The sequence below is a fragment of the Pseudomonas sp. GM48 genome, assembly GCF_000282335.1.
Taxonomy (GTDB): Bacteria; Pseudomonadota; Gammaproteobacteria; order Pseudomonadales; family Pseudomonadaceae; genus Aquipseudomonas.
On the sequence record NZ_AKJM01000058.1, the window covers coordinates 14,885 to 36,990 of the forward strand.

23 protein-coding genes are annotated in these 22,106 nt (G+C 58.7%); 13 read left to right on the plus strand and 10 right to left on the minus strand.

The genetic code is table 11. The features are described 5' to 3' along the window. Positions 1–49: 49 nt before the first annotated feature. The gene (locus PMI28_RS17845) at positions 50–1,162 is read left to right on the plus strand and encodes an SDR family oxidoreductase (protein ID WP_007985570.1); all 1,113 of its coding nucleotides are present in this window, start codon (positions 50–52) and stop codon (positions 1,160–1,162) included. A 134-nt stretch (positions 1,163–1,296) separates the two neighbouring features. Beyond that, positions 1,297–2,196, plus strand: a complete 900-nt coding sequence (locus PMI28_RS17840; protein WP_007985571.1) for a DMT family transporter — start codon at positions 1,297–1,299, stop codon at positions 2,194–2,196. 151 nt (positions 2,197–2,347) lie between these two features. On the opposite strand, the gene PMI28_RS17835 is transcribed toward PMI28_RS17840, so the two are convergent. The 3 genes from PMI28_RS17835 to PMI28_RS17825 form a co-directional block, all read right to left on the minus strand. Next, complete coding sequence (locus PMI28_RS17835) at positions 2,348–3,700, minus strand: SLC13 family permease (RefSeq protein ID WP_007985572.1); 1,353 nt, start codon at positions 3,698–3,700, stop codon at positions 2,348–2,350. A gap of 171 nt (positions 3,701–3,871) precedes the next feature. Further along, a complete protein-coding gene (gene scpB / locus PMI28_RS17830; RefSeq protein WP_007985574.1) occupies positions 3,872–4,666 on the minus strand; it encodes a methylmalonyl-CoA decarboxylase in 795 nt (264 codons plus the stop codon). Continuing rightward, positions 4,663–5,892 carry a CaiB/BaiF CoA transferase family protein gene (locus PMI28_RS17825; protein WP_007985576.1) on the minus strand — a complete coding sequence of 410 codons (1,230 nt, stop codon included), beginning with the start codon at positions 5,890–5,892 and terminating at the stop codon, positions 4,663–4,665. The genes scpB and PMI28_RS17825 overlap by 4 nt, the downstream gene beginning before the upstream one ends. A gap of 181 nt (positions 5,893–6,073) precedes the next feature. Here PMI28_RS17825 and PMI28_RS17820 point away from each other — a divergent pair, with 181 nt between their 5' ends. Continuing rightward, positions 6,074–7,018 carry a LysR substrate-binding domain-containing protein gene (locus PMI28_RS17820; RefSeq protein ID WP_007985578.1) on the plus strand — a complete coding sequence of 315 codons (945 nt, stop codon included), beginning with the start codon at positions 6,074–6,076 and terminating at the stop codon, positions 7,016–7,018. Positions 7,019–7,331: 313 nt separating this feature from the next. Here the strand turns inward: PMI28_RS17820 and PMI28_RS17815 are convergent, their stop codons facing one another. After that, on the minus strand, positions 7,332–8,291 hold the full coding sequence (locus tag PMI28_RS17815) for an HlyD family secretion protein (protein WP_007985579.1): 960 nt from the start codon (positions 8,289–8,291) through the stop codon (positions 7,332–7,334). A 3-nt stretch (positions 8,292–8,294) separates the two neighbouring features. After that, the gene (locus PMI28_RS17810) at positions 8,295–8,666 is read right to left on the minus strand and encodes a DUF3302 domain-containing protein (protein ID WP_007985581.1); all 372 of its coding nucleotides are present in this window, start codon (positions 8,664–8,666) and stop codon (positions 8,295–8,297) included. A gap of 151 nt (positions 8,667–8,817) precedes the next feature. Between PMI28_RS17810 and PMI28_RS17805 the strand changes: the two genes are divergently transcribed. Next, on the plus strand, positions 8,818–9,480 hold the full coding sequence (locus tag PMI28_RS17805; protein WP_007985583.1) for a hypothetical protein: 663 nt from the start codon (positions 8,818–8,820) through the stop codon (positions 9,478–9,480). Positions 9,481–9,557: 77 nt separating this feature from the next. After that, positions 9,558–10,640, plus strand: coding sequence for a sterol desaturase family protein (locus PMI28_RS17800; protein WP_007985585.1), 1,083 nt, complete (start codon positions 9,558–9,560; stop codon positions 10,638–10,640). 152 nt (positions 10,641–10,792) lie between these two features. Here the strand turns inward: PMI28_RS17800 and mug are convergent, their stop codons facing one another. Both mug and PMI28_RS17790 read right to left on the minus strand, forming a co-directional pair. Next, positions 10,793–11,314, minus strand: a complete 522-nt coding sequence (gene mug, locus PMI28_RS17795) for a G/U mismatch-specific DNA glycosylase (RefSeq protein ID WP_007985587.1) — start codon at positions 11,312–11,314, stop codon at positions 10,793–10,795. Beyond that, the gene (locus tag PMI28_RS17790) at positions 11,307–11,933 is read right to left on the minus strand and encodes a TetR/AcrR family transcriptional regulator (protein ID WP_007985588.1); all 627 of its coding nucleotides are present in this window, start codon (positions 11,931–11,933) and stop codon (positions 11,307–11,309) included. The genes mug and PMI28_RS17790 overlap by 8 nt, the downstream gene beginning before the upstream one ends. A gap of 260 nt (positions 11,934–12,193) precedes the next feature. Here PMI28_RS17790 and PMI28_RS17785 point away from each other — a divergent pair, with 260 nt between their 5' ends. The 5 genes from PMI28_RS17785 to PMI28_RS17765 all read left to right on the plus strand — a co-directional run bounded on the left by PMI28_RS17785 (position 12,194) and on the right by PMI28_RS17765 (position 18,298). Beyond that, positions 12,194–13,327, plus strand: coding sequence for an HlyD family secretion protein (locus tag PMI28_RS17785; protein WP_007985589.1), 1,134 nt, complete (start codon positions 12,194–12,196; stop codon positions 13,325–13,327). After that, entirely contained in the window at positions 13,327–14,823 is a 1,497-nt protein-coding gene (locus tag PMI28_RS17780; protein WP_007985590.1) for a DHA2 family efflux MFS transporter permease subunit, read from the plus strand. Before PMI28_RS17785 ends, PMI28_RS17780 begins: the two co-directional genes overlap by 1 nt. A gap of 19 nt (positions 14,824–14,842) precedes the next feature. Continuing rightward, positions 14,843–16,321, plus strand: coding sequence for an efflux transporter outer membrane subunit (locus PMI28_RS17775; RefSeq protein WP_007985591.1), 1,479 nt, complete (start codon positions 14,843–14,845; stop codon positions 16,319–16,321). 23 nt (positions 16,322–16,344) lie between these two features. Continuing rightward, positions 16,345–17,295 (plus strand): aldo/keto reductase, encoded by a 951-nt coding sequence (locus tag PMI28_RS17770; protein WP_007985592.1) that lies wholly within the window; start codon positions 16,345–16,347, stop codon positions 17,293–17,295. A gap of 64 nt (positions 17,296–17,359) precedes the next feature. Continuing rightward, the gene (locus tag PMI28_RS17765) at positions 17,360–18,298 is read left to right on the plus strand and encodes a LysR family transcriptional regulator (protein ID WP_007985593.1); all 939 of its coding nucleotides are present in this window, start codon (positions 17,360–17,362) and stop codon (positions 18,296–18,298) included. A 62-nt stretch (positions 18,299–18,360) separates the two neighbouring features. Here the strand turns inward: PMI28_RS17765 and PMI28_RS17760 are convergent, their stop codons facing one another. Next, positions 18,361–18,633, minus strand: a complete 273-nt coding sequence (locus PMI28_RS17760) for a DUF2790 domain-containing protein (protein WP_007985594.1) — start codon at positions 18,631–18,633, stop codon at positions 18,361–18,363. A 251-nt stretch (positions 18,634–18,884) separates the two neighbouring features. On the opposite strand from PMI28_RS17760, the gene PMI28_RS17755 reads away from it, so the two are divergent. The 3 genes from PMI28_RS17755 (at position 18,885) to PMI28_RS30500 (ending at position 20,220) form a co-directional block, all read left to right on the plus strand. After that, positions 18,885–19,343 (plus strand): metallophosphoesterase family protein, encoded by a 459-nt coding sequence (locus PMI28_RS17755; protein ID WP_007985599.1) that lies wholly within the window; start codon positions 18,885–18,887, stop codon positions 19,341–19,343. Positions 19,344–19,457: 114 nt separating this feature from the next. Beyond that, positions 19,458–19,703: a hypothetical protein gene (locus PMI28_RS17750; RefSeq protein WP_007985602.1), complete on the plus strand. Its 246-nt coding sequence runs from the start codon at positions 19,458–19,460 to the stop codon at positions 19,701–19,703. Between the two features lie 145 nt (positions 19,704–19,848). Continuing rightward, positions 19,849–20,220, plus strand: coding sequence for a hypothetical protein (locus PMI28_RS30500; protein WP_157395760.1), 372 nt, complete (start codon positions 19,849–19,851; stop codon positions 20,218–20,220). A 195-nt stretch (positions 20,221–20,415) separates the two neighbouring features. Here PMI28_RS30500 and PMI28_RS17745 read toward each other — a convergent pair whose 3' ends face one another. Together PMI28_RS17745 and arsJ are read right to left on the minus strand one after the other, a co-directional pair. Beyond that, complete coding sequence (locus PMI28_RS17745; protein WP_007985611.1) at positions 20,416–20,634, minus strand: hypothetical protein; 219 nt, start codon at positions 20,632–20,634, stop codon at positions 20,416–20,418. Between the two features lie 234 nt (positions 20,635–20,868). Beyond that, positions 20,869–22,098, minus strand: coding sequence for an organoarsenical effux MFS transporter ArsJ (gene arsJ, locus PMI28_RS17740; RefSeq protein ID WP_007985613.1), 1,230 nt, complete (start codon positions 22,096–22,098; stop codon positions 20,869–20,871). Positions 22,099–22,106: the final 8 nt, after the last annotated feature.

Below are 22,106 nucleotides of genomic sequence, written 5' to 3' on the forward strand. Positions count from 1 at the left end.
GGGTCGATAGTTTACGCTTGATTTTTCACCTTAAACAAGGAGCAGGGAAATGAGCGTGGAGTGCTTTGTCACGGGGGGCACCGGCTTCATCGGTCAACATTTGGTGGCGTACCTGAGTGCAAAAGGTCACACCATTCGGGTGTTGATGCGTCGCCCAGAGCGGCTAGCTGCACTGCGGGAGCAAGTCGACAATTTGGGAGGGTGTGCAACCCGGGTATTTGCCGTAGCTGGCGATCTGGAACGGGACAACCTCGGGCTGAGTCTTGCTGACCGAGAAGTTCTAAGGCACGCCAGAGTCATATTCCACCTGGGCGCCCACTTCGCATGGGGGCTTTCAGTGGAGCATTCTCGTGCGGTGAATGTGGAAGGGGCAAAGCGCGTGGCGCTGTTGGCGGCTGAGCAAAAAAGCCGGTTAGTGATGATCGGCGGCTACATGCTGAAAAATCATGAACATCTGCAACGCATCGGAATTGATCCTCGTTATCCGCAGCTGACAAATTGGCCTGCCGTCTACCGACATGTCGGTGGTTACGAGGGGAGCAAGCTAGAGGCGCATTTTGCGACCCTGGAGGTCATGTCCACCAAGGGCGGGGAGATTAGCGTTGTCCACCCCGCGACGGTTTGTGGCCACAGCCGCACGGGGCATATCCTTGACGGTCAGCCGCTGGTGGAGCTGATACGCAACCTTGTGCAGAGAAAGCTGACTGCAGTGCCCGGTAGCGCCGAACACTGGCTGCCACTGGTCACCGTGGATTACCTGGTTGAGCTGGTGGCGGTTTGTGCTTTTGATCCTGCCATGGTGGGCCAGGAACTGCTGGCGCTTGATGACCAAACTCCCAACTTGCGAGAACTCCTGGTACAGGTGGCACAACCTTTGGGCTTAAAGTCTCCCAAGCATTACATTTCACTCCGATTGCTGAAGTTGCTACTGAGAATTCCTCCCGTCGCGCGGTTTTTGAATACAAAACCCGAAGCCTTGGACTTTATCCAGACCACTCGTTTTGATACAGCGGCGGTCGAGCAATTTGCCAACAGGCATGGAATAGCCAAACCGGATATACGTCAGTCTTTGCAGCACACTGCAACGTTCGTCAACTCATATTGCATAGCCAAGGGCCAGGCCCTCAGACTTGTCCCTTGGCGGCGACAAGAAGGTGAATAGCATCCTACTGGGCGATCCAGCTTATGCCAGAATAAATACTGGGGTTGGTGGGATCTTCGTATCCTCAAACTTTGCGCCGTCGATGTAGGGCGGCATTCTATCGAACGACAATTCAGCGACAGGGATCGTCATCAATGCAATCTACTTTCAGCAAAGGCGTCATATTTGCACTCTCCGCTGCGGCACTGAACGCAACGATCGGTGTACTCAGCAAAGTACTCATGAGTAATGGTTTCACCGCTAGCAGTGTCGCTGTCATCAAGACCGTACTGGGTTGCGTGCTTCTCTCGATCTTATTGTTTTTCCTCAAGCGCCCGGCGGCGTCGACCAAATGGACTCAGGCGGCTATCTGCGCATTCCTTGGCATCTTTGTGCTGTTCCATTTCGAAACGTCCGCCTATCGACACTACGCTGCGGCAGGTGTGGTGGTGGTGCTGATGGCCAGTGCCTCAATTTCCTCGATCATTCTGGGGCGCATTTTCCTCAAGGATGCCATCACCGCGAACGCTACCGTTGGCGCCGCACTGGCTATCGCCGGGATCTCGGTGATCTTCGGCGGCGACCTGCAGCAGGGCTTTACGCTGCAAGGTGCTGCGCTCGCCTCCATGGCCGGCTGCGGCTATGGGGCCTTCTCGGTTGCCATGAAGCGTATGGGTGTGTCGGGGGGGCTGCACTTCACCCGACAATTGTTGTTCTTTGGCAGCCTGTACCTGTTGATGCCGGCTGCGGCTGATGGTTTCGCGATGGGCGAGCTGTCGCCGCTGGCGATCGCCGCGCTGCTGGCGCTGGCCACGCTGCCGACAATCCTGGGCTTCTTCTGCACCACCAAGGCCATCGAGTATCTCAAGCCATCCCAAGTGCAAGCGCTGGAGCTGACCGAGCCACTGTTCGCCGCGCTGCTGGCGTTTGTGGCGCTCAATGAAGTACCGCGCGAAAGCCTGTACGCGGGAGCGGCACTGATCATCGTCGGCCTGTGTTTCTCCAATGAACTAATCCGCTTGGGCAGCAAAACATCCGTCCCTTCGACCGAGTGAGCTATTTTCGGATCCTGATTACTTTAGCAATCAGTGGTTTTCGACCCTGGCTACAGGGGTGAAGGCGCATGTCCAGTTTGTGCTGAGTTATCCAGGGCGGGGGGGCGGAAAAATGGAGTCCGTCAGGTTGATCAGGGCCTGACCCGATAGCTCAGAGCACCCCGGGCACCACCAGGGTCAACCAGGCAACACAGGGTCCCACCAGGGCAACCACCGCGCTGTAGATCAGCAGGCTGCGCAACACTTTTTCTCGCTCCTGCGGGGGGGTATTGGCAACCACCAGCGCACCATTGGTGGAGAACGGGCTGGTGTCGACGATGGTGGTGGAAATGGCGATGGCCGCAACCACGCCGACCGCACTGATGTGACCCTGGCTCAAGAATGGCACGGCCAGGGGAATGATCACCCCTAGCAACGCCGTGGACGAAGCGAAGGACGAGATAATTGCGGCAGTGAAGCACAGCAGCAAAGCGACCAGCAGCGGCTCACCCAAGCCGGAGATGCCATGGGCGACATAGTCGATGGTACCGATGGTCTGCATCACTCCGATGTAAGTGATGATCCCGGTGATCAGCAGAACAGTCGACCAGCTGACCTTGTCAATGGCCGCCTTCTGCGCCTTGGGCGCGAACATGGCCAGGACTACCGCGACTGTCATGGCCACCAACCCGATGTTGAACTTGAACACTAATGCCGAGATCGCCAGGGCCAACAGCCCGACCAGCGTCGACAGCTTGGCCCCGTCCAGGCCGCTGAGGGTCTGTAGCGGCGCACCGGCACCCGTCAGGTCAGGACGATAATAAGCAGGGGACGCCGGCGTACCGCCGTGGCCAAGAATGGCCAGCGATGCACCAGCAGCATGCAACTCGGGACCGGGCAGGACCGCCACCAATGACAGGCGAGCGCTACGTAAACCACCGAAGACTACGAATACCACCATGGCAATCCCCAGGTTGAACAGCAGGCTGGCGATGAACAGCGTGAACGGTGCATAAGGCAGCCCGGAGGACGCAACGATCTGATTGGTTATGCCACCGAAAATACTCACAGGGGAGAAACTGCCGCCTTGAGCGCCGTGAATCACCATCAGTCCCATGAGCACCGGGTTGATGCGGTACTGCACGGCGAAGTTGAGAGCAATAGGCGCGAGGATCGCTGCCACCGCAGGGCTCAGCGCACCGAAACCGGTGAGCAGCGCCGCCACCACGAACATCACCCAGGGTATCCAGGCGACATGGCCACGCACCATCAACACTGCCCGTTCGATCAGCCAGTCGATGGTGCCGTTGTTCTGGGCGATGCCGAACAAATAGGTGACACCGACCAAAGTCAGGAACAGGTCACTGGGAAAGCCGGCGAAGATGGTCGCCGCTGTCATGTCCATTATCACCGAGCCGACGATAAAGGCCGCTGCGAACGCCAGCGCGCCCATGTTGATGGGCAACACGCTAGCAATGCCGAAAATGACCACCAGCACTAAAATTGACAGAATTTCATTATTCATTTCAATCTGACTCCCCGCATTCGGACGGTCCCGCAGGTACCGTCCTTGTTGTTATTTTTTCGGGATGTTTAGCAACCGACTCACGTCGGGCCGGGCGTGCGCCGAAACGAGGAAGCGTGCCTTGCCTGCGAAGTCGGTCGTGCAAACACAGAAGCTTTCAAAGCTGTCGTGCTAATTGCCATTGAATGCGGCTGGCCGGCGCTCGGCAAAGGCTGCCAGTCCTTCGCCAAAGTCAGCACTTTCGCAGGCTTGTCGGCGCAGTTCGGCAATCTGCTCCATCGCCTGCACCGGAATCGGTTGCAGGTCTTCGAGGATACGCAGCTGTTCCTTGACCGCCGCAACGGCCAGCGGTGCTTTGCCGGCGATGCCGTGTGCCAGTTCCAGCGCGGTCGCTTCCAGCGCATCAGTGTCGACCAGTCGATTGACCAGACCAAACCGTTCCGCCCGTTCCGCATCGAGCTTCTGTGCAGTGAAAAACATCTCCTTCAATACATGAATCGGTAAATTGTTGAAGAAGCGCAGCAATCCACTGGTGGTGTACGGCAATCCAATGTTCACTGGAGTCATGGCAAAGCTTGCGCTGCGGTCCGCGACGACCATGTCGCAGCTCATTACCAGATCCACCGCGCCGCCCCACACCGAGCCGGACACCAAGGCAATCACCACGCCGGGATAGGCGCGGATGCGGCGCAAAACCTGTTCGAGCGGTTTGCCATAGGCAATCGGGTCGCGGTCGTGTTGCAGTTCGCGGATATCGTGGCCGGCACTCCACACGGATTGGCCGACTTCGCTGCCGAGGATCACCACGGGGATGCGTTGTGACGCCAGGGCGACGAGGCTTTCGTCGAGCGCCGTCAGCAGCTGCGCGCTGAGTGCATTGCGCTGTGTGGGGTTGCTGAAGACCAGCCGCGCGATGCGTTCATCGACCCGGTTCACGGTCACGGTTGTGGAAGAGGCTGGATTCATTGTGTGGCTCCTGTCGATTGCGCGCCGGTCATGTCATCGGAGTTCTGGAACACTATTTTCGCGGCGAGCAATGCGTTGATTGATGCAGCGTCGAAACCGGCTTCGCGCAATACTTCGACGGTGTGTTCGCCAAGCAGTGGCGGTGGGCGGCTGACAACGCTGTCAGTGTCGCAGAACACCGGGGTCACTACCTGACGCAGTGCACCAAGTGTCGGATGCGTGAGTGTCTCGGTCAGTTGGCTGTGCAGCACCTGCGGGTCGTCGAAGACCTCATCGAGTGTGTTGATCGGGCCGGCGGGTAATCCTGCGTCGACGAACAGCGAGGTCCACTCGCGTTTGCTGCGGGTTTTCAAACGACTTTCCAGAATCTCTCTCAATTCATCACGACGTTCGACCCTCGCTTCATTGGTGGCGAAGCGCGGATCGTCCGGCAGCTCGGGCAAGTCGAGCAGTGCGCACAAACGCCCCCACATGGCCGAGGTGATCGGCGCCAGATTGAGCGGGCCATCCTTTGTCTGGAACACGCCGTAAGGTGCAATCACCGAATGGGCGTTGCCGGTGCGGCGCGGCACATCCCCCAGGCTGAGGTAGCGTTGGCCGTGCACACTCAGCAATCCGACCAGACTGGCCAGCAGCGACGTGCTGACATGTTGGCCGCGCCCGGTGCGCTCGCGCTCGAGCAGCGCGGCCAGCACCGCTGTCACCAACCACATGCCCGAAGTCAAATCGCCGATGGCGGTGCCGGTGCGTGTCGGGTCGCCATCGACGAAACCGGTCAGGCTCATAAGCCCCGAGTAGCCTTGGGCGATCTGGTCGAAGCCCGGCCAACTGCTCATCGGCCCGTCGGCGCCAAAGGCGTTAATGCTGCCCAATACCAGTCGCGGATTGCGGGCGCTGAGCACCTCATAACCGAGGCCCATGCTTTCCAGCGTGCCAGGCTTGAAGTTCTCGATGACGACGTCGGCGTCATCGATCAGCTGCTGGATGGTGGTCAGCCCTTCGGGATTGCGCAAGTCAATGCACATGCCGCGCTTGTTGCGGTTACACGATAAATAGTAGGTGCTCACGCCCCGGTCGAAGGGGCCCCAGGTGCGGCTCATATCGCCAGTCGGGCCGGGCTCGATCTTGATCACATCGGCACCGAGGTCTGCCAGCACCATGGTGCAGAACGGCCCTGACAGTGCGCGACTCAGGTCGACGATTTTCACGCCTTGCAAAGCATGCATTGGACTCTCCATTGAAGGGTTGAATACGGGCTATTGCGCCAAGGCCTTTGAGGCGCAACTTGCCTTTGATGACCGTGAGCGCTTCGTGTTGTGAGACGAGTCTAGGCGCCGTATCTCATATCCTTCAAATATGATATTCCTCTAAACTCATCGGAAAATCATATGGCTTGGGAGGGTACACATGGACCTGCGCCAGTTGCGGTATTTCATCAAGGTGGTCGAGTGCGGGAACATCACCCGCGCCAGTGAAACACTGCATATCGCGCAGCCAGCCATCAGCCAGCAGATGCGCAACCTGGAACAGGACATGGGCATGCAACTGCTCGAGCGCAGCGTGCATGGTGTTGTTCCCACGGCAGCCGGGCAAACGCTTTATCGGCATGCCATCGAACTGCTGCGCCAGGCCGACGGCACCCACGAACTGCTGCGTCAGGACGCCGAATTCCCGCAAGGCAAAGTCTCGGTCGGCATGCCGTCGAGTACGGCGCGTATGCTGGCAATTCCGCTCGCACGCACCATTCGCAGCCGTTATCCGGGCATCAAGTTGGAATTGATCGATTCTCCGAGCGCCGAACTCGGACATCTGATCACGGTAGGGCGAGTGGCACTGGCGGTGAATGTCGATGCGGTCGAAACCCGGGGCGTGGCTTTCCGGCGGCTGTTAACCGAAACGCTGTACTTGGTGGCGTGGCCGGAATTTCCAATATCGGATGAACCGGTGTCGATTGAGGCATTGGCGAAGATGCCGCTGGTGCTGCCCTGCGCTCCGAACACCATTCGCAGTCGGGTCGAATTTGCACTACAGGAGGCCGGCCTGAAATGCGAGGTTGAATTCGAAGCCAATTCCACCGACCTGTTGTTCTCAGCCGTCAAGGCGCAGCTCGGTGTCACGATCCTGCCGTGGGCCGCGGCCCATGTTGAGCTTGAGCAACACAGGCTCAAGCTGGCCAGGATCGATCATCGACTGTTCAAGCGGGATCTTTCGCTGTGCTGGCATGACACGGTTGTAGAGAGCAATGCCGTGCAGAAGGTCAAGGCGACCATTTTCGAGCTGTTCGAGGAATTCCAGCGGCAGCCGGGGTGGGCAGATGAACAGGTCAATGGAAAGAACCTCCAGGACTACTGACGGGCTGCTTTGGGTCCAGGCTGTGTGAATACGTTTTGGAGCAGGTTTGGCAGTCAGGACTGGAACGAAAAGCGCGTTCCTACGCAAATTTCCAGTCTGCTGGTTAACCAAGCGCTGGCAGATTTTACGTAGCAACGCACACTTCGAAACAGCACATGCGCTTTCACAAAAGCCTGGGTTGTTCTCTGCCGGTCCGGAGCGCACCAGCCGTTCAACCGGGGAAATCAGTCGCTGAAACTGCGCGATCAGGCTGGGTCACTGAACCAGCAACTGACCCAATTCAAGGATTGAGCCAGTTGCTATCGTTGCAGGGTTAGTGGAACGGGAAGATGTAGTTCATCCATGCAGCCATGCGCAGCAGGATTTTGCGCATCATCGCGATGTGATGGAAATGCTGGCTGTACAGCGCCGCCTGGCCGTAGGCCCCGCCCGGCATCTGGTCGGCGTACTGGGCATAGTCGGGATCGGTGATTTCAATGATCACCGGAACCCGGCCGGCCGGTGGTGAACCGGTGAAGCCGATCAGCGTGCCCGAAGGCTGGATCTGGCCTTCGGCGATGACAGAAATCACGTTTTTGACCTTGCCTTCGAAAACCTTCCCGGGAATGCCGTCAAACGCGACTTCGGCCTCGTCGCCTTCTGTCAGGCGCAACAGGCTGTTCTGGCGCATCCATGCGGCGAAGTAATGCCCTTCGGCGGGAATGAAGACCATCGACGGGCGCAGCGGCAACTTGGTCGCCATCATGCCCGGACGCAGCGAAACGTGGGTGACGAAGCCTTTGCTCGGCGCACGGACCGTGGTGTTGTCGAGCTCGTACTGCGCATTGTCCAGTTGTGCCTTCAGGTCATCACTGCGAGCGACCACAATGTCCAGTTCCCGTTGGGTACTGAAATTACGCTTGATCAACTCGGTGATCCGGGCGCGATCGGCCTGGGCAGAAATCAGCTGTGCCTTGAGGGATTTCAGCCGATATTCGAAAGGCGCGGGATCAATGCGAAACAGCACATCGCCTTTTTCCAGGGGCTGGTTGGTCTTCACCGGCACGTCGATCACCTGGCCGCTGACGACGGGTATCACTGGAACCGATACAAAATAGGAACGCGCCACTTCGGAGTAGGGGTGGTTGTAGTTCATCGTGAAAATCATCGCGCCGACAATCACGATTCCGCCCAGCACCGCCGTGGGCACTGTCCATTTGTTCAAAGGGATGCGGAAGATTTTGAAGATGGCTACGCAGATTGCCGCATACGTCAGAACGAGTAAAAGATCCATGACTCAATGGCCCTCGCCGAGATTATCCGTTGGCACCCGGTTCTGTGTCGTGCCCGTCGCCGCTTCCAGGCGTTCGATCCGGCCTTGCAGTTCGGCGACCTGTTGTTCGAGGTGAACCACATGACTTTTGGGTGAATGTCCGTCACTGAAACCCCAGCCCCGGTCCTCTCGATAGGCCATCGCCCAGATCCACAGGAATGGCCAAAGCGCGTGCAAGGTGAACAGGCTGACCCAGCCAGTGGCGTGGATCGCATCCTGGTGAGGGTGGTTGCGGTGGACAGCAATTTCATAGGGGATGTCGTGGAGCAGGATGATCCCGTAGAACAGGACAAGCCCGACAAAAACCAGCAGGCCTAGCGCGAAGTAATCAAGCATGAACCACTCCTCTTGAAGCAGGTAACGTGTCCGCCTGAGTGTAGCCGTTCAAACTACACTTGACGGGGACGCGGATATTCAGCGTGAGCAACCGGTGCCTGGCCGAAGCGTCGACCGGTTTCGTGCAAGCCCACACCGACGAGGTGAACTCATGCCAACCAATGGTCAATTCGAGAGGGCGCCTGTACTTGACCCTGTCGAGCGCATTACCGAGGTGATCTTCGGCCTGCTGATGGCCATGACGTTCACCGGCACTATCAGTGTGGCCACGGCAGACCAGGCAGCCGAACGCACGATGATGATTGCCGCACTTGGCTGCAATCTCGCCTGGGGACTGGCTGATGCTGTGATGTACCTGTTGCGCACACTGGTCGAGCGCACGCGCAGGATCAATTTGTACCTCACGTTGCGCAATGGAACGGATGCCGCAGCCGGGCAGGCGCTCGTTGCGCAAGTGTTGCCGTTGCAGTTCGCGGCGGCGGCCGGCAGCGAAGGCCTGGAGTTGTTGCGCCGTCGGCTGCTCGAGCAGCCCCCCATGCCGACCAGGGCTTACCTCGGCTGGAAGGACTTCAAGGGTGCTCTCGGTGTTTTCCTGTTGGTCGTGTGCTCGACATTTCCGCTGGTAGTGCCGTTCATGCTGCTCGATCAAACCGCACTCGCCATCCGCCTGTCCAACCTGATCGGGCTTGTGGTGCTGTTCATCGCAGGCTGGATGCTCGCCAGATACGCTGGCGCTGCGCAATGGCAGGGCGGGGTGGTAATGGCCGTTACGGGAGGAGTGCTGATCCTTGCAATCATTGCGCTGGGTGGATAACAACTGGGCATAATTCAACACACTAAAGACTCATTCTCATTTACTATTGCCCTTCCATTTATGTTGGGCAGCCTGATATGGATGTTCTCGCCACTATCCATCTTTATTTATTCCAGTGGGTGATTGAGCCGGTCACCGGGCAGTTCCTCGGCATTTTCGACTTCAACGGTCGGCTCGGTCTATCCTTTCTCTGCATGTCTTACAGCATCGCTTACTGCCTGTTCCGGTTCCGCAAGTCCCGGGGCTTGACCGATGCGCGTTCGTTCGGGCAATTCATCGGTGGCTGTCGGGTATATCTGCATCGGTCGGCACTGCTGGATTATCGCTACTACTTCGTGCTCGCCATCCTCAAGGTTGCACTGGTCCTGCCCATTGTCGGCCTGGTTGATCCGTATGTTTTGCGTTCAGCGGACTACATCGCGTTCTTCACCAACCTGTGGGGCGCAAGGACACAAATGCAGGAGAACCTGGCGCTGACCTTGCTCTATGGGCTCGGCGTATTTCTGGTCAAGGATTTCAGCCATTACTGGGGCCATCGCGCCTTTCATTCGCGGTATCTGTGGGCCTTCCACAAGGTCCATCATTCGGCGCCCGTGCTGGTGCCGGCGACGGCCAGCCGGGTGCATTTTCTGGAAGAGGTGGTCGAGAAGCTGACGGATACCATTTGCCTCGGCGCGTTTGCCGGGGTCTTCTGGTACGCCTGTGGTGGAGAGATCAGCCGCTATACGCTGTTTGGCGCAACCTACATGGTGTTCATCTTCAATGGCCTGGCGGCCAACCTGCGTCACAGTCATGTCTGGCTGTCCTTCGGGCCGGTGCTTGAGCGGGTGCTGAGCAGCCCGGCGCAACACCAGATTCATCACAGCGATGCACCGCGACACTTCAACAAGAATTTCGGCATCAATCTGTCACTGTGGGACTGGATGTTCGGCACGCTTTACGTCACACAGTCCAGACCCGAGTCCATTCAGTTCGGCACCGGTGAGCCGGATCACGAACGTTACCTGACGCTGCGGGGGTTGATCGTCACGCCGTTTGTGGACATCGCCCGCAAACTCCTTGCTGACAAACGCTCGAAATCACCGTCTTCCAGCCGTTCTGATCCGTATTTTTCAGCGCAATCTGCCTCTGTAACGGATGCAGCCGTCGGCCCACAATAAATCTTCGGTACGCAGTTCGGGCAACGCTCGGCGCCCCTGTACCGCCAATTCATAGTGTGGGAGGCCGCATGGCCAAGATGACGATTTTTCTCGGCGGTTTTCTGCTGTTGACCATCCTGATTGGTGTGCTCGCGACGATTCCTCCGGGGTGATCACCCCTGTCGATTTTCGTCGACTGCCAGGCGCAGTTCCCGGTATGCCGTGACCAGTTGCTCAAGGCTGAACGCACGATTTCTTCCGCTGGGGTTAGGCAGGACCCAGACCGAGGCATTGCCGAAGGTTTTCGCTTGCAGGCCCCAGGCAATATCCCGCTGACCGGACAGTGCGCAATACGCGGCCTTGCCCAGAAACGCCACGAAACGCGGCGCATGGCGTGCGATTTTCTGTTCGAAGTCCGCGGCGGCGGCGGTGAACTCGTGCAAGGACAACTGATCCGCACTGGCCGTCGGCCGATCGACCACGGCGGTTAGTCCGCATTGGTAGCGCAAGATCGTCCGGTCGTTTTCCGGTCGCACCTCCTCGGGAGTAAACCCGGCGAGATGGAGCGTGCGCCAGAAGCGATTGCCGCGCCCCGCAAAATGCTGCCCTTGAGCAGCGGCAGTCATTCCGGGATTGATCCCGCAAAAGATCACGGCCAATTGCCCGGCAAGAATATCCTCGAGTTGTTCACTCACCGCAGATCACTCTGATCGCCTGGCGTGCGAGCTCCGTCAGTTCGGCTCGGGATTTACCGGCCCGCGCACGTATCGAAATGCTGTGCAGCAGGGAGGAGGCGAGTACGGCAAGGGCGGCCGGGTCTGCATTGCCTTTCAACTCGCCAGCATTTTTAGCCGCTTGCAATCGAATCTCCAGATCCGCATCCAGCCGGCTCAACCGGTCGGAAAGCACCTCACGAATTTCCGGGTCCTCGACGGCTTCGGTGGTTGCCGTGCCGATGGCGAAGCAACCGCGGGGCTGGCCGTCTCCCGAGAAGTAAATCGATAACTGCCCTTCGTAGAAACGCTGCAAGGCTTCGGCCAACGGCAGATCCAGGTCCGTCAGCGCCTCGCGCATGGACGCCGCGGCAAACTCCCAATACTGCTCCAGTGCTTTGATATAGAGCGCGTGCTTGTCGCCGAATGCCGCATAGAGGCTGGGGCGATTCATGCCGGCGGCGGTGGCGATGCTGTCCAGGGATGCGCCGGAATAGCCGGTGTTCCAGAACACACCGAGTGCCTGCTGCAACGCTGTCTGCGGGTCGTATGCGCGAGGGCGGCCGCGGACTTTGCCCTCTGTCGATTTATTTTGTGCCATGCCGTACAAAATCCTTGTGAGAAGGTGGGTCGAGGGATATTCTTACACCATCGCACAAAATTAAGGAATCAGAAATTCCTTGATCCAGGGTTTGTTGTAGCCGAGCGCGAACTGAGTGTTGCGGCGACGAAACCGACGCGGAGGGAGCGATCCTCCTGACCGCGCACGGGCTTGCTTGTTTCCAGCAGTTATTGACCTCCGGGCCGCCGGCGCTTATTGCCGATGCCGGCCCGATTACCCGGCTAAAGGTGAACTCGATCATGACCAAACAGTTCGATATCCAGGCGCAACAGACCTTCGAGCAGCCTGGCCCCAACCCGGCTGCCGCTATCAGGAAACCGCTGAGACAGACGTTGCGTCCCTGGCTGATGGTGGGTGTTCCCATCCTCTTCGCGGCGGCGGGTTATGCCCACTATGTGTCGGGGCAGGCGTTTGTATCGACCGATAACGCTTACGCCCGGGTGGCGAAGGCATCGATCAATGCGCGGATCTCCGGGCAAGTTGTGGAAATCGCCGTCGAGGACAATCAGCAGGTTCAGAAGGGCCAGGTGCTGTTCCGGATCGACCCGAAACCGTTTCAGATCGCCGTCGACCGTGCGCAAGCGCAACTGAGTGTGGCGCGGCTGCGCATCGACGGGCTCAAGGCCAGCTACCGCCAGCAACAGGCTGAACTGCAATCGGCGAAAGAGTCGGCTGATTTCGACCAAAAGGATTTTGCCCGCAAGAAGGCACTGGTCGTGTCCGAGTTCGTTTCGAAGTCGATTTACGAACGTGCCGACACCGACGTGAAAGTGGCGCGGCAACGGATCGCGTCCATCGAGCAACAGATCGCCAGCACCGTGGTGGCCTTGAACGGCAATCCGAACATCGATGCCGATAGTCACCCGACGGTTCGCGAAGCCAGGGCGCTGCTCGACGAGGCCCAGTTGTACCTCTCGTACACCACGGTGTATGCGCCCCAGAATGGCATCGTGGCCAAGGTCGACGACCTGCAGGTGGGCAACCATCTCAACAACGGTGCGCCGGCCTTTGCCTTGTTGTCCGATCATGAGGTCTGGATCGAGGCCAACTTCCGCGAAACCGACGTGACCCACATGCGCCCGGGCCAGGAGGCCACCATCCGCATCGATACCTACCCGGATCGCGTGTTCAAGGCCCACGTCACCAGCATGAGCCCGGGGGCCGGATCGGATTTCGCGCTGCTGCCGCCCGAGAATGCGACCGGTAACTGGGTCAAGGTGACGCAGCGGGTGCCGGTACGGCTCGAGCTCGACGAAGTAGACCCGGCGCTGCCGCTGTTCTCCGGGACCAGCGCCACGGTCAGGATCGACACCCGGTTCAGCAGCCCCTGGTGGCATCCGCTCAAGGCGTTGCTGACTGCAGGTAACTTCTGATGAACGCCCAATCGGTGGTAAGTCCCGGTGGGGAGGGTGCGCGCTCGCTCAGGTTTGCCGCATTGCTGGCGACTTATATGCAGTCGGCGAATTTGCCGCTGCCGAACTCGGCACTCAGGTTGATTCAGGGCAGCCTGTCGATGAGCGACGATCAGGCGGGGTGGATTTTCACTGCGTACCTGGCCGCGAGTGCGATCAGTATGCCGATTGCGCAGTGGCTGGCCGGGCGCTTTGGCTTGAAGTTGGTGTATCAGGCGGCGCTGGCAGTGTTCGTCCTTGGCTTGTTGCTCGCCACGGCAGCAACGACGCCGCTGGAATTCGTGGGGGCGCGCATTGTTCAAGGCATCGCCAGTGGGGTGCTGGCACCGCTGTCGATGGCGATTGCCACGGAAACCTTGCCGCTGGAAAAACGCGCAAAGTTTGGCGCGAGCTGGACGGCCATTGTGCTGTTCGGCATCGTCAGCGGCCCGAGTATCGGTGGCTGGATCGCCGAACATTTTGGCTGGCGGCCGATGTTCTACCTCAGCGTTCCACTGTCGGCGTTTATCTTCCTGGTGGTGGCGCTGTTGCTGGCGCAGAAGAAGGCCGAGAAACCTCCGGCGTTCGATTTCTTCGGTTTTGGCACCTTCACGCTCGGCATGATCAGCCTGCAAATGCTGCTCGACCGTGGCGAGCGGCTGGACTGGTTCGCCTCGTCCGAAATATGGCTGGAAGCGCTGGCATCTGCGCTGGGGATCTACCTGTTCGTGGTGCATGTGCTGACCTCGAACGTGCATTTCCTCAACAAGCGCTTACTCAAGGACCGCAACTTCGTGTTGTCGACGGTGATCTTTTTCGCCCTCGGTTTTGTGCTGTTGTCGACCATGGCCCTGACGTCGCCGATGCTCGACGAGATTCTCGGCTACCCGCCTGACACCACCGGAGCCTTGACGATTCCCCGTGGCATGGGACTGGTCGGCGCATTTCTGCTGATGGGCCGGGTTCCCGAGCGTTTCGACCGCCGTCCCTTCGTGGCGGCGGGTGTGGCGGTGGTGGTTTATGCCAACTGGTTGATGCTCGGCTATTCGCCGCTGATGGACGAATGGCCCGTGGCCGTCGCCGGTGCGATCCAGGGTGCGGGCCTGGGCATCTTGATGCCGGCGGTGAGCAAAGTCGCGTTCAGTACGCTCGACCCCAAGCTGCGCCCCGAAGGCACCGGCCTGTTCAATCTGGCCCGTGTCTACGGCAGCACGCTGGGCGTGGCGATCGTGCAACTGTTCTTCTTCAACAACACCCAGGCGATGCACATGGCGCTGGTCAGTAACCTGACGGCGTACCGCGCCGCTGCGCATTCGCTGGCCTCGGCGCCCTTGCAGGTGCTTGGCGGGCTCAACGAAATGATCACCGGCCAGGCCGCGTTTATCGCCGTTATCGACCAGTTCAAGATTTTGCTGGTGGTGATGCTGGTGGTGAGCCCGCTGGTGTTGTTTCTTCGCAAGCCCGTTGCGGCCAATTAGTTTTCGTGGAGTTTGCCAAATGAAATCTTATGCGCTGGTCATCAACAGGTATCTGCCGCAAACGAAGATCGCGGCGCTGTCGCTGCTGGTCCTTCTCTCGGCCTGCACCGTTGGCCCCGACTATGAAACACCGGCGGCGAGTTCGTCGCAGCACTATGACTTACAAGCCGAGCAGCGTCTTGCTCGCGGCGAAGACCCACGCATCAATCCGGGCAAGCGGTTCAGTGGCGACTGGTGGACTGCCTTTCGCTCGCAGAAACTCGACCACGTGGTTCGTCGTGCCATCGACGGCAATCTTGATCTGGTGGCAGCCGATGCAACGATCCGGCAAGCGGCTTCTTCTGTTGCGGCGGCGCAGGGTGCGCTTTATCCGCAGGTCGATTTCGGTGCCGTGGCCGGTCGTCAACGGGTGCACAACGCCAAGGAACCCTCCATCTCCAATTTCTATGCGATCGGACCGCGGGTGGGTTTCGACCTTGATGTGTTCGGCGGCAACAAGCGATTGATTGAACAGCAACAGGCGTTTGCCGACTTGCAGCAACACCGGTACGAAGCGGCGTACCTGACCCTGACCGGCAACGTCGCCAGCCAGGCGTTGCTGGTGGCCTCCGCCAATGCGCAGATGCAAGCCGTGGAACAGCTGCTTGCCAATGACGCGAAGAACCTTGAATTGGTGCGCATGGCCCACCGCAATGGCACCACCACACAGATTGATGTGTCGTTGGCCGAGACGCGTCTCGCTCAGGACCGCACGTTGTTGCCGCCCCTCGCTCAGCAGCGCGATGCCGCACGCCATGCGCTGTCGATTCTGACGGGGAAGGGGCCGGCTGACTGGATCGCTCCCGACTTCGAGCTGAGCGAGTTTGTGTTGCCGTCAAACGTTCCCGTCAGTTTGCCCTCGGAAATGGCCCACGACCGGCCGGATGTGCTGCAAGCCGAGGCTCAACTGCACATGGCCAGCGCGGCGGTGGGTGTGGCGACGGCGAACCTCTATCCCCACGTCACGCTGTCTGCGTCCCTGGTGCAGGCGGCTTCGGGTAATGGCGGCGCAGCACTCTGGGGTTTTGCTGCCGGGTTGGCCGGGCCGCTCTTCGATGGCGGAACGCTCAAGGCGCAGCAGCAGGCTGCCATCGACGGCTACAAAGCGACGCTCGCCGGTTACCAGCAGACGGTCATTACCTCGTTCGGGCAGGTCGCTGACACCTTGCAGGCGATCAACCATGACGCCGAGGAAAATCTGGCACAGACCGACGCGTTGCGAGCGGCCGAAACCAGTTTGCAGTTGAACCGGCAGGCCTTTGCGCAAGGCGAGAACAGCATTCTCCAGGTCCTGGAAGCGGAGCGCGCTTATGAGCAGGCGCTGCTGGGACAGATCCGCGTGAAAACGGCGCAGTACCTCGACACCGTGCAGTTGTTTATTGCACTGGGCGGTAATTCGGTCGGTACCTTCGAGCAACGTGTCGCGTCTGGCGACGGGCAGAAACCTTTGTATCAATAATGGCTGCGGCCTGGAGTAAAGACATGACCTATGAAGCCTTTCACGACGGACTTCGCGACACCGGGTTTGTGCTCAACCATGGCGCGGTCGAGATGCCGGCGGTTGGATTCGGTACGTTGTTCCGCGATCTCGCCACCACGACCCAAGCGGTCAAGGAAGCACTGGCCGCCGGTTTCCGCCATTTCGATTGTGCCGAGCGCTATCGCAACGAAACACAGGTTGGCGTTGCGCTGAAGGAGGTGCTGGAAGCGGGCAAAATCCGCCGCGAGGAGCTGTTCATCACCACCAAACTGTGGAACACCAACCATCGTCCGGAGCGCGTCGAGCCCGCGTTCGAAGCCAGTTGCCAACGCCTGCAAGTGGACTACATCGACTGCTACCTGATCCACACGCCGTTTGCCTTCCAGCCCGGCGAAGACCAGGACCCGAGGGACGAGCAGGGCAACGTCATCTACGACAACGACGTGACGTTGATCGAGACGTGGCGGGCGCTGGAGCGGCTGGTGGATGAGGGGCGGGCCAGGTCCATCGGTGTGTCCGATATCACACTGGAGGCGCTGAAGGCACTGGTCGCCGACGCCCGGATAAAACCCGCCGTGGTGCAGGTCGAGTCTCACCCTTATTTGCCGGAGTGGGAGTTGCTTGAGTTCTGTAAAGAACACGGGATCATCGTGCTGGCGTTTGCGCCACTGGGGCATGGCATGCAACCGAATGTGCTGGAAGACCCGGTGATCACCGGCATCGCCCGGCGCTTGCAGAAAACGCCGGCCCAGGTGGCACTGGCCTGGTCGGTACAACGTGGGGTGGCGTTCCTGACCACCTCGGCAACCCCAAGTCATATCCGGGAAAATATCGATATCTCGACCTTGCCGTTCAGGGCCATGGTTGAGATTAAACAAGACATCACAACCCGTATACGCTTCAACTCAGTGGTTGAAACCGGTGTCCCCGGATTCATTGCGCGCAAGCAGTAGTGCCTGACGTCAGGGCGGTTCGTCACAGGGCCGTCCTGTTTGTCTATCCCTTGAGGTGAAGACGATGGATGTTTTCCAGACCCTGCGGTGTTTCGCGGCGGTTGCCCAAAGCGGCAGCTTCACGGCAGCCGCCGCGATGTTGGACACCACCACGACCAACGTTTCAAAAGCCGTTTCCAGCCTGGAGGCCAGGCTGCAAACGCGGTTGATCAATCGGACCACCCGGCGCCTGGCGTTGACCGAAGCCGGTGTGCGTTATTTGCAGCGCTGCGAGCGGATTCTGCAGGACATGCGTGAGGCCGACGAAGAGGCGGGCACGGCGCAGGTCATGCCCGCAGGCCGGCTGAAAATCCATGCCATGTCGGCCATCGGCAACCATTACGTGATCGGTGCCATTGCCCGCTACAGAGAAAACTATCCATCGGTATTGTTTGATCTGACCGTGACCAATCGGCTGCCGGATTTGCTAGAGGAAGGCTATGACATGTCGATTGTGCTGGCGCGGGATCTGCCCGATTCCGGATTTGTCGCCCAGCGGCTGGGTATCACCTACAGCATCCTCTGTGCCTCGCCGGCGTACCTGAGCCAACGCGGGATTCCCGAGTCGCCGAGTGATCTCGGCGGCCATGATTGCCTGCGTATCGTCAACACGGTCATGCCGGTCGAGAATTGGGTATTTGAAGGTCCGCAAGGGATGGAAACGTTCAACGCGCCCGTGTCTCCCTTTCACGTCAATACGGCTGATGCCATGACAGTCGCGATCAAGAACGGGATGGGGATCGGTATTCAGCCGATTGCTTCGGCCGTCGATGGTTTGCGGGCGGGGACATTGGTGCGCGTATTGCCCGGTTATCGACTTGAAGAATTGAACCTGTTTGCCATCTACCCGTCACGCAAGTTCGTCGATGCAAAAATAAAAACCTGGGTGGATTTTCTAAAACATTCCATTCCGGGTTTGCTCGCGTCTGATGAAAAAATTATCGGTTCGTCTGTAGCGCGTTGAAGCCTTTGATGTGACGGGCGCTGTACGCATGGAGTGTCGACCCTCCATCGTCCATACAGTGTTCAACCGTTCGAACATCCGGTACCCATGACTTGATATTCAATGGTGCGCCGTTGGCCCCGGGAATCTTCATAGGTCATGCGCGCCGGGACCGGTCCGCATTCATCCGTGATTTCCGACACTTCGATGACGCGTTTGATATCCAGCCTGGTGTCGTACGTGTAGGTTTCAACCGACGGTTTGCTGTTGGCGGCCGCTGCAGGGTTGTCGTCTGCAAATGCCTGGACGCCGGCGGCGCCAAGCGCCACGAAGAGCGCGATTTTTAGCAGTTTCATAATGTTCACCTTGTGGTTCAAGTGTTGTCCGGCAAGCGTTTTTTACCTCGTGAGTGAGTTGCGCTTCAGTGGGTTTACTCACTTTGGTAGAGCCGATGTTAGGCGTTTGTCAGGGGCGCAAATATCGGTCCGCGGGATAAACACTGTTGCCGGATTGCCCATGAATCGAACCCGTAGTCATGATCGTTTCAATGCTCAGCACCGGCGGCGCACAATAGCCTTGGCCGCTTCGACACTGTTCTGGAGAAAGCATGAAAGTTGGTGTGATTTCCGATACCCATGGGTTGCTCCGCCCCGAAGCGCTTGCTGCCCTGGAGGGATGTGAGCAGATCATTCACGCAGGTGACATCGGTAGCCCGGAGATTCTTGATCGACTGGCATCTATCGCGCCTCTGCACGTCGTGCGTGGCAACAATGACCGGCAGGCACGTTGGGCAGAGAGGCTTCCCGAGCTTCTGCGTTTCGATCTCAACGGATGGCAGATTCTGTTGACGCATGACATTGCCGATATCCCGGAAGAACTTGATGCAGGCATAAAACTGGTCATCACCGGCCACTCCCATAAGCCTTGCATTGAATGGCGCGGCACACAGCTTTATCTCAATCCTGGCAGCGCGGGACGGCGGCGTTTCAAGCTACCGGTGACGCTGGCTTTGCTTGAAGTACTTGAGACTTCAATTGAGCCACGACTGATTTACCTTCTCGAATGACTCACGTTATCGGTGGTGGGGCGCTCGTGCTTCTCATCGGAAAGTCTCGGTGGACGCTTGCGATAGTGGCCTATAGCCGCTAAACGTTAGGAGGTGTTTGGAGAGGGTGTGAAGATGATTTCGAGATTTGTGGTCGTGCCTGCAATCCCAACTGAAACCGGACCCATGCGTAACGGATCACGCTTCTACTGCCAGACGGCGCCGATAGGCTTCAACCTCTACGACAATCAGGAGAAGCTGCGGCTGAAGACTACCTATAAGGCCCGAGAAGAGGCCGAGAGTGAGTGCCAGCGGCTTAACGTGGAGCGGCTACAACGCATCACCCATCATGGTCAGATTTTGGGCCCTAAGGTGAAATAGGCGGGTCAGGGCTTCTAGCCATTCATCGAAAATGGATGGTTCATCCAAGGTATGGGCTGCGTGGTCCACAGCTCCTCAAGAACCTCGATTTTGGTTAACTGACTTCCTCAGGGCGTGAAGCAGACACTCACTGGAGGGTCCGCTGATGGGTAATGCCGATCAGTTAGGCGAACCCAGACGCTACGCCTTCTTTGTAGCAGCTGCCGAAGGCGGCGTCCGGCTGCGCAGCAGTCGTAAATCCGCCTTGCACGATCTCTCTGTCGTACCGCGAACTCTGATTTTACGACTGCTGCGCAGCCGGACGCAGGCTACGCCAGCTGCTACGGATTGCGTTGTGGCAATGGCCTTATGCCGATCAGTCAGGCGAACCCGACGCTACGCCTTCTTTGTAGCAGCTGCCGAAGGCGGCGTTCGGCTGCGCAGCAGCCGTAAATCCGCCTTGCACGATCTCTCTGTCGTACCGCGAACGCTGATTTTACGACTGCTTCTTTCGACAAGCCCGTTTCAATATCCGTGAAGGTTCCACGCTCCTTGTACACAACCTTCCACCGGTTGCCGTCTCTAACAACAGAGTAGGACTCGCTTTGAGACGCCAACAAGCCAAGCGAATACAAACTCTCGTTCACCCGCTTGCGGGTCAGAATTTCTTTCAACTGATCACTGTTCACGATAGTCATCAATTCAGCGTCATCCTGAATTGCGAAGGGGCGTGTCAGTTCGCGCCCAACTTGAATTTGATGCTGTCTGAGGGCCACCAGACCCACGATGGCGGCGGCGTGTAGCAGCCTGGCTGATTGGCGGGTGTCGCGTCACAGCGGACGGTGTAGCCCTTGCTGGTTATTTCTCTCCCGCCTTCGCCGGTGCCGCGCTCATTGTACAAAGAGCAGCCACCGAGCAAAGCGACAGCCAGTAAAACTGTTGTGTACTTCATAAATGCCTCCTTGCGTAGAGCGTACAGCTTAGCCATGAGTCCCGTCTGGTGCGGAATTTTTTTGTCTGGAGAATAAGTGATGACTGCAACCGAACGAGGCCCCGAAACGCGTGGGCATTTGATGGACAAGCATCCTTGATTCAACTGCCGAACGACTGCTATTGGCTGTGGATTCAACCGGGCGGTGCACCAAGTTGCTGTTTCTTCCGCTCGCATTCAGCCAGCGGCATCTCATCATGTCGATGGAATTGCTTCGGCGTGCCTGGGCAAGGCGATTGAAATCAGAGCGGCCAATATTACAAACGCCGTGGAAATCCACAGACAAGCCCCCAGCCCATAGGTCTGGTAAATCCAGCCGGACAGCACGGTGCCGAGCAGCCGCCCCAGAGCGTTGGACATGTAGTAGAAACCAACGTCCAGCGATACTCCGTCCTCTTTGGCATAGGAGACGATCAGGTAGCTGTGCAAGGATGAGTTCACCGCAAACAGCGCACCGAAGATCATCAACCCGCTCAGGAGTACAGTCTGGGGCGACCAGCCCGCCGAGAGACCGAGGGCGATGGCCGCCGGCAGGCCGGCCAGCAACGCCGCCCAAACGAAAGCCGCTCGCCCATCCGGGACGTGGCCATGCTTCTTCCCGGTGATGTTCGGGGCGAGAGACTGGACGATGCCATAACCGATGACCCAAGCCGCCAGAAATCCACCCACCCACCAAAAGTCCCAGCCAAATACCTCACTCAGGTACACCGGCAAAGCGACGACAAACCACACATCGCGAGCACCAAAGAGAAACAGCCGCGCAGCCGAGAGGATGTTGATCGCTCGGCTCTTGGAAAGCATCTCGCGGAACTTCGGCTTGGCCTTGGCTTTGCCCAGGTCCTTTTTCAGCAGGAGCAGGCTCGCAATCCAGACCAGCGCCAATACCGTTGCCATCAGTAGCACCGCCCCTCTGAAGGTCAGCCATGCCAGTAAGGCGCCGCCCAGGAAGAAGCCCACACCCTTGAGGGCGTTTTTTGAGCCGGTGAGGATAGCTATCCACTGATAAAGCGTGCCCTGTTGCTGGTTGGGTACCAGAAGCTTGATCGTACTCTTGGCACTCATCTTGTTGAGGTCTTTGGCGATACCGGACAACGCCTGAGCGCCCATCACCCAAGGGATGGTCAGCCAGGCGGCTGGCACTGTGAGCATCAGCAAGGCGGCCACCTGGAGCCCCAGACCGATGTTCATCGTGCGATTCAAGCCCAGGCGAGCGCCGAGGTAGCCACCCACCAGGTTGGTGATGACGCCGAAGATCTCGTAAAACAGGAACAGCGCGGCAATTTGCAGCGGCGAGTAGCCCAATGTGTGGAAATGCAGCACCACCAACATGCGCAGCGCACCATCGGTGAGGGTAAAGGCCCAGTAATTGCCGGTGACCAGCAGATACTGCCGAACTTCCGGGGAAAGGGCTGACAACGCTTTCATGATCGCCC

What these genes read in the sequence shown, in the direction of transcription:
- PMI28_RS17845 (WP_007985570.1), top strand. Translation starts at nt 50, where the DNA reads ATGAGCGTGGAGTGCTTTGTCACGGGGGGCACCGGCTTCATCGGTCAA.
- PMI28_RS17840 (WP_007985571.1), top strand. Translation starts at nt 1,297, where the DNA reads ATGCAATCTACTTTCAGCAAAGGCGTCATATTTGCACTCTCCGCTGCG.
- PMI28_RS17835 (WP_007985572.1), bottom strand. Translation starts at nt 3,700, where the DNA reads ATGAATAATGAAATTCTGTCAATTTTAGTGCTGGTGGTCATTTTCGGC.
- scpB (WP_007985574.1), bottom strand. Translation starts at nt 4,666, where the DNA reads ATGAATCCAGCCTCTTCCACAACCGTGACCGTGAACCGGGTCGATGAA.
- PMI28_RS17825 (WP_007985576.1), bottom strand. Translation starts at nt 5,892, where the DNA reads ATGCATGCTTTGCAAGGCGTGAAAATCGTCGACCTGAGTCGCGCACTG.
- PMI28_RS17820 (WP_007985578.1), top strand. Translation starts at nt 6,074, where the DNA reads ATGGACCTGCGCCAGTTGCGGTATTTCATCAAGGTGGTCGAGTGCGGG.
- PMI28_RS17815 (WP_007985579.1), bottom strand. Translation starts at nt 8,291, where the DNA reads ATGGATCTTTTACTCGTTCTGACGTATGCGGCAATCTGCGTAGCCATC.
- PMI28_RS17810 (WP_007985581.1), bottom strand. Translation starts at nt 8,666, where the DNA reads ATGCTTGATTACTTCGCGCTAGGCCTGCTGGTTTTTGTCGGGCTTGTC.
- PMI28_RS17805 (WP_007985583.1), top strand. Translation starts at nt 8,818, where the DNA reads ATGCCAACCAATGGTCAATTCGAGAGGGCGCCTGTACTTGACCCTGTC.
- PMI28_RS17800 (WP_007985585.1), top strand. Translation starts at nt 9,558, where the DNA reads ATGGATGTTCTCGCCACTATCCATCTTTATTTATTCCAGTGGGTGATT.
- PMI28_RS17790 (WP_007985588.1), bottom strand. Translation starts at nt 11,933, where the DNA reads ATGGCACAAAATAAATCGACAGAGGGCAAAGTCCGCGGCCGCCCTCGC.
- PMI28_RS17785 (WP_007985589.1), top strand. Translation starts at nt 12,194, where the DNA reads ATGACCAAACAGTTCGATATCCAGGCGCAACAGACCTTCGAGCAGCCT.
- PMI28_RS17780 (WP_007985590.1), top strand. Translation starts at nt 13,327, where the DNA reads ATGAACGCCCAATCGGTGGTAAGTCCCGGTGGGGAGGGTGCGCGCTCG.
- PMI28_RS17775 (WP_007985591.1), top strand. Translation starts at nt 14,843, where the DNA reads ATGAAATCTTATGCGCTGGTCATCAACAGGTATCTGCCGCAAACGAAG.
- PMI28_RS17770 (WP_007985592.1), top strand. Translation starts at nt 16,345, where the DNA reads ATGACCTATGAAGCCTTTCACGACGGACTTCGCGACACCGGGTTTGTG.
- PMI28_RS17765 (WP_007985593.1), top strand. Translation starts at nt 17,360, where the DNA reads ATGGATGTTTTCCAGACCCTGCGGTGTTTCGCGGCGGTTGCCCAAAGC.
- PMI28_RS17760 (WP_007985594.1), bottom strand. Translation starts at nt 18,633, where the DNA reads ATGAAACTGCTAAAAATCGCGCTCTTCGTGGCGCTTGGCGCCGCCGGC.
- PMI28_RS17755 (WP_007985599.1), top strand. Translation starts at nt 18,885, where the DNA reads ATGAAAGTTGGTGTGATTTCCGATACCCATGGGTTGCTCCGCCCCGAA.
- PMI28_RS17750 (WP_007985602.1), top strand. Translation starts at nt 19,458, where the DNA reads ATGATTTCGAGATTTGTGGTCGTGCCTGCAATCCCAACTGAAACCGGA.
- PMI28_RS30500 (WP_157395760.1), top strand. Translation starts at nt 19,849, where the DNA reads ATGGGTAATGCCGATCAGTTAGGCGAACCCAGACGCTACGCCTTCTTT.
- PMI28_RS17745 (WP_007985611.1), bottom strand. Translation starts at nt 20,634, where the DNA reads ATGAAGTACACAACAGTTTTACTGGCTGTCGCTTTGCTCGGTGGCTGC.
- arsJ (WP_007985613.1), bottom strand. Translation starts at nt 22,098, where the DNA reads ATGAAAGCGTTGTCAGCCCTTTCCCCGGAAGTTCGGCAGTATCTGCTG.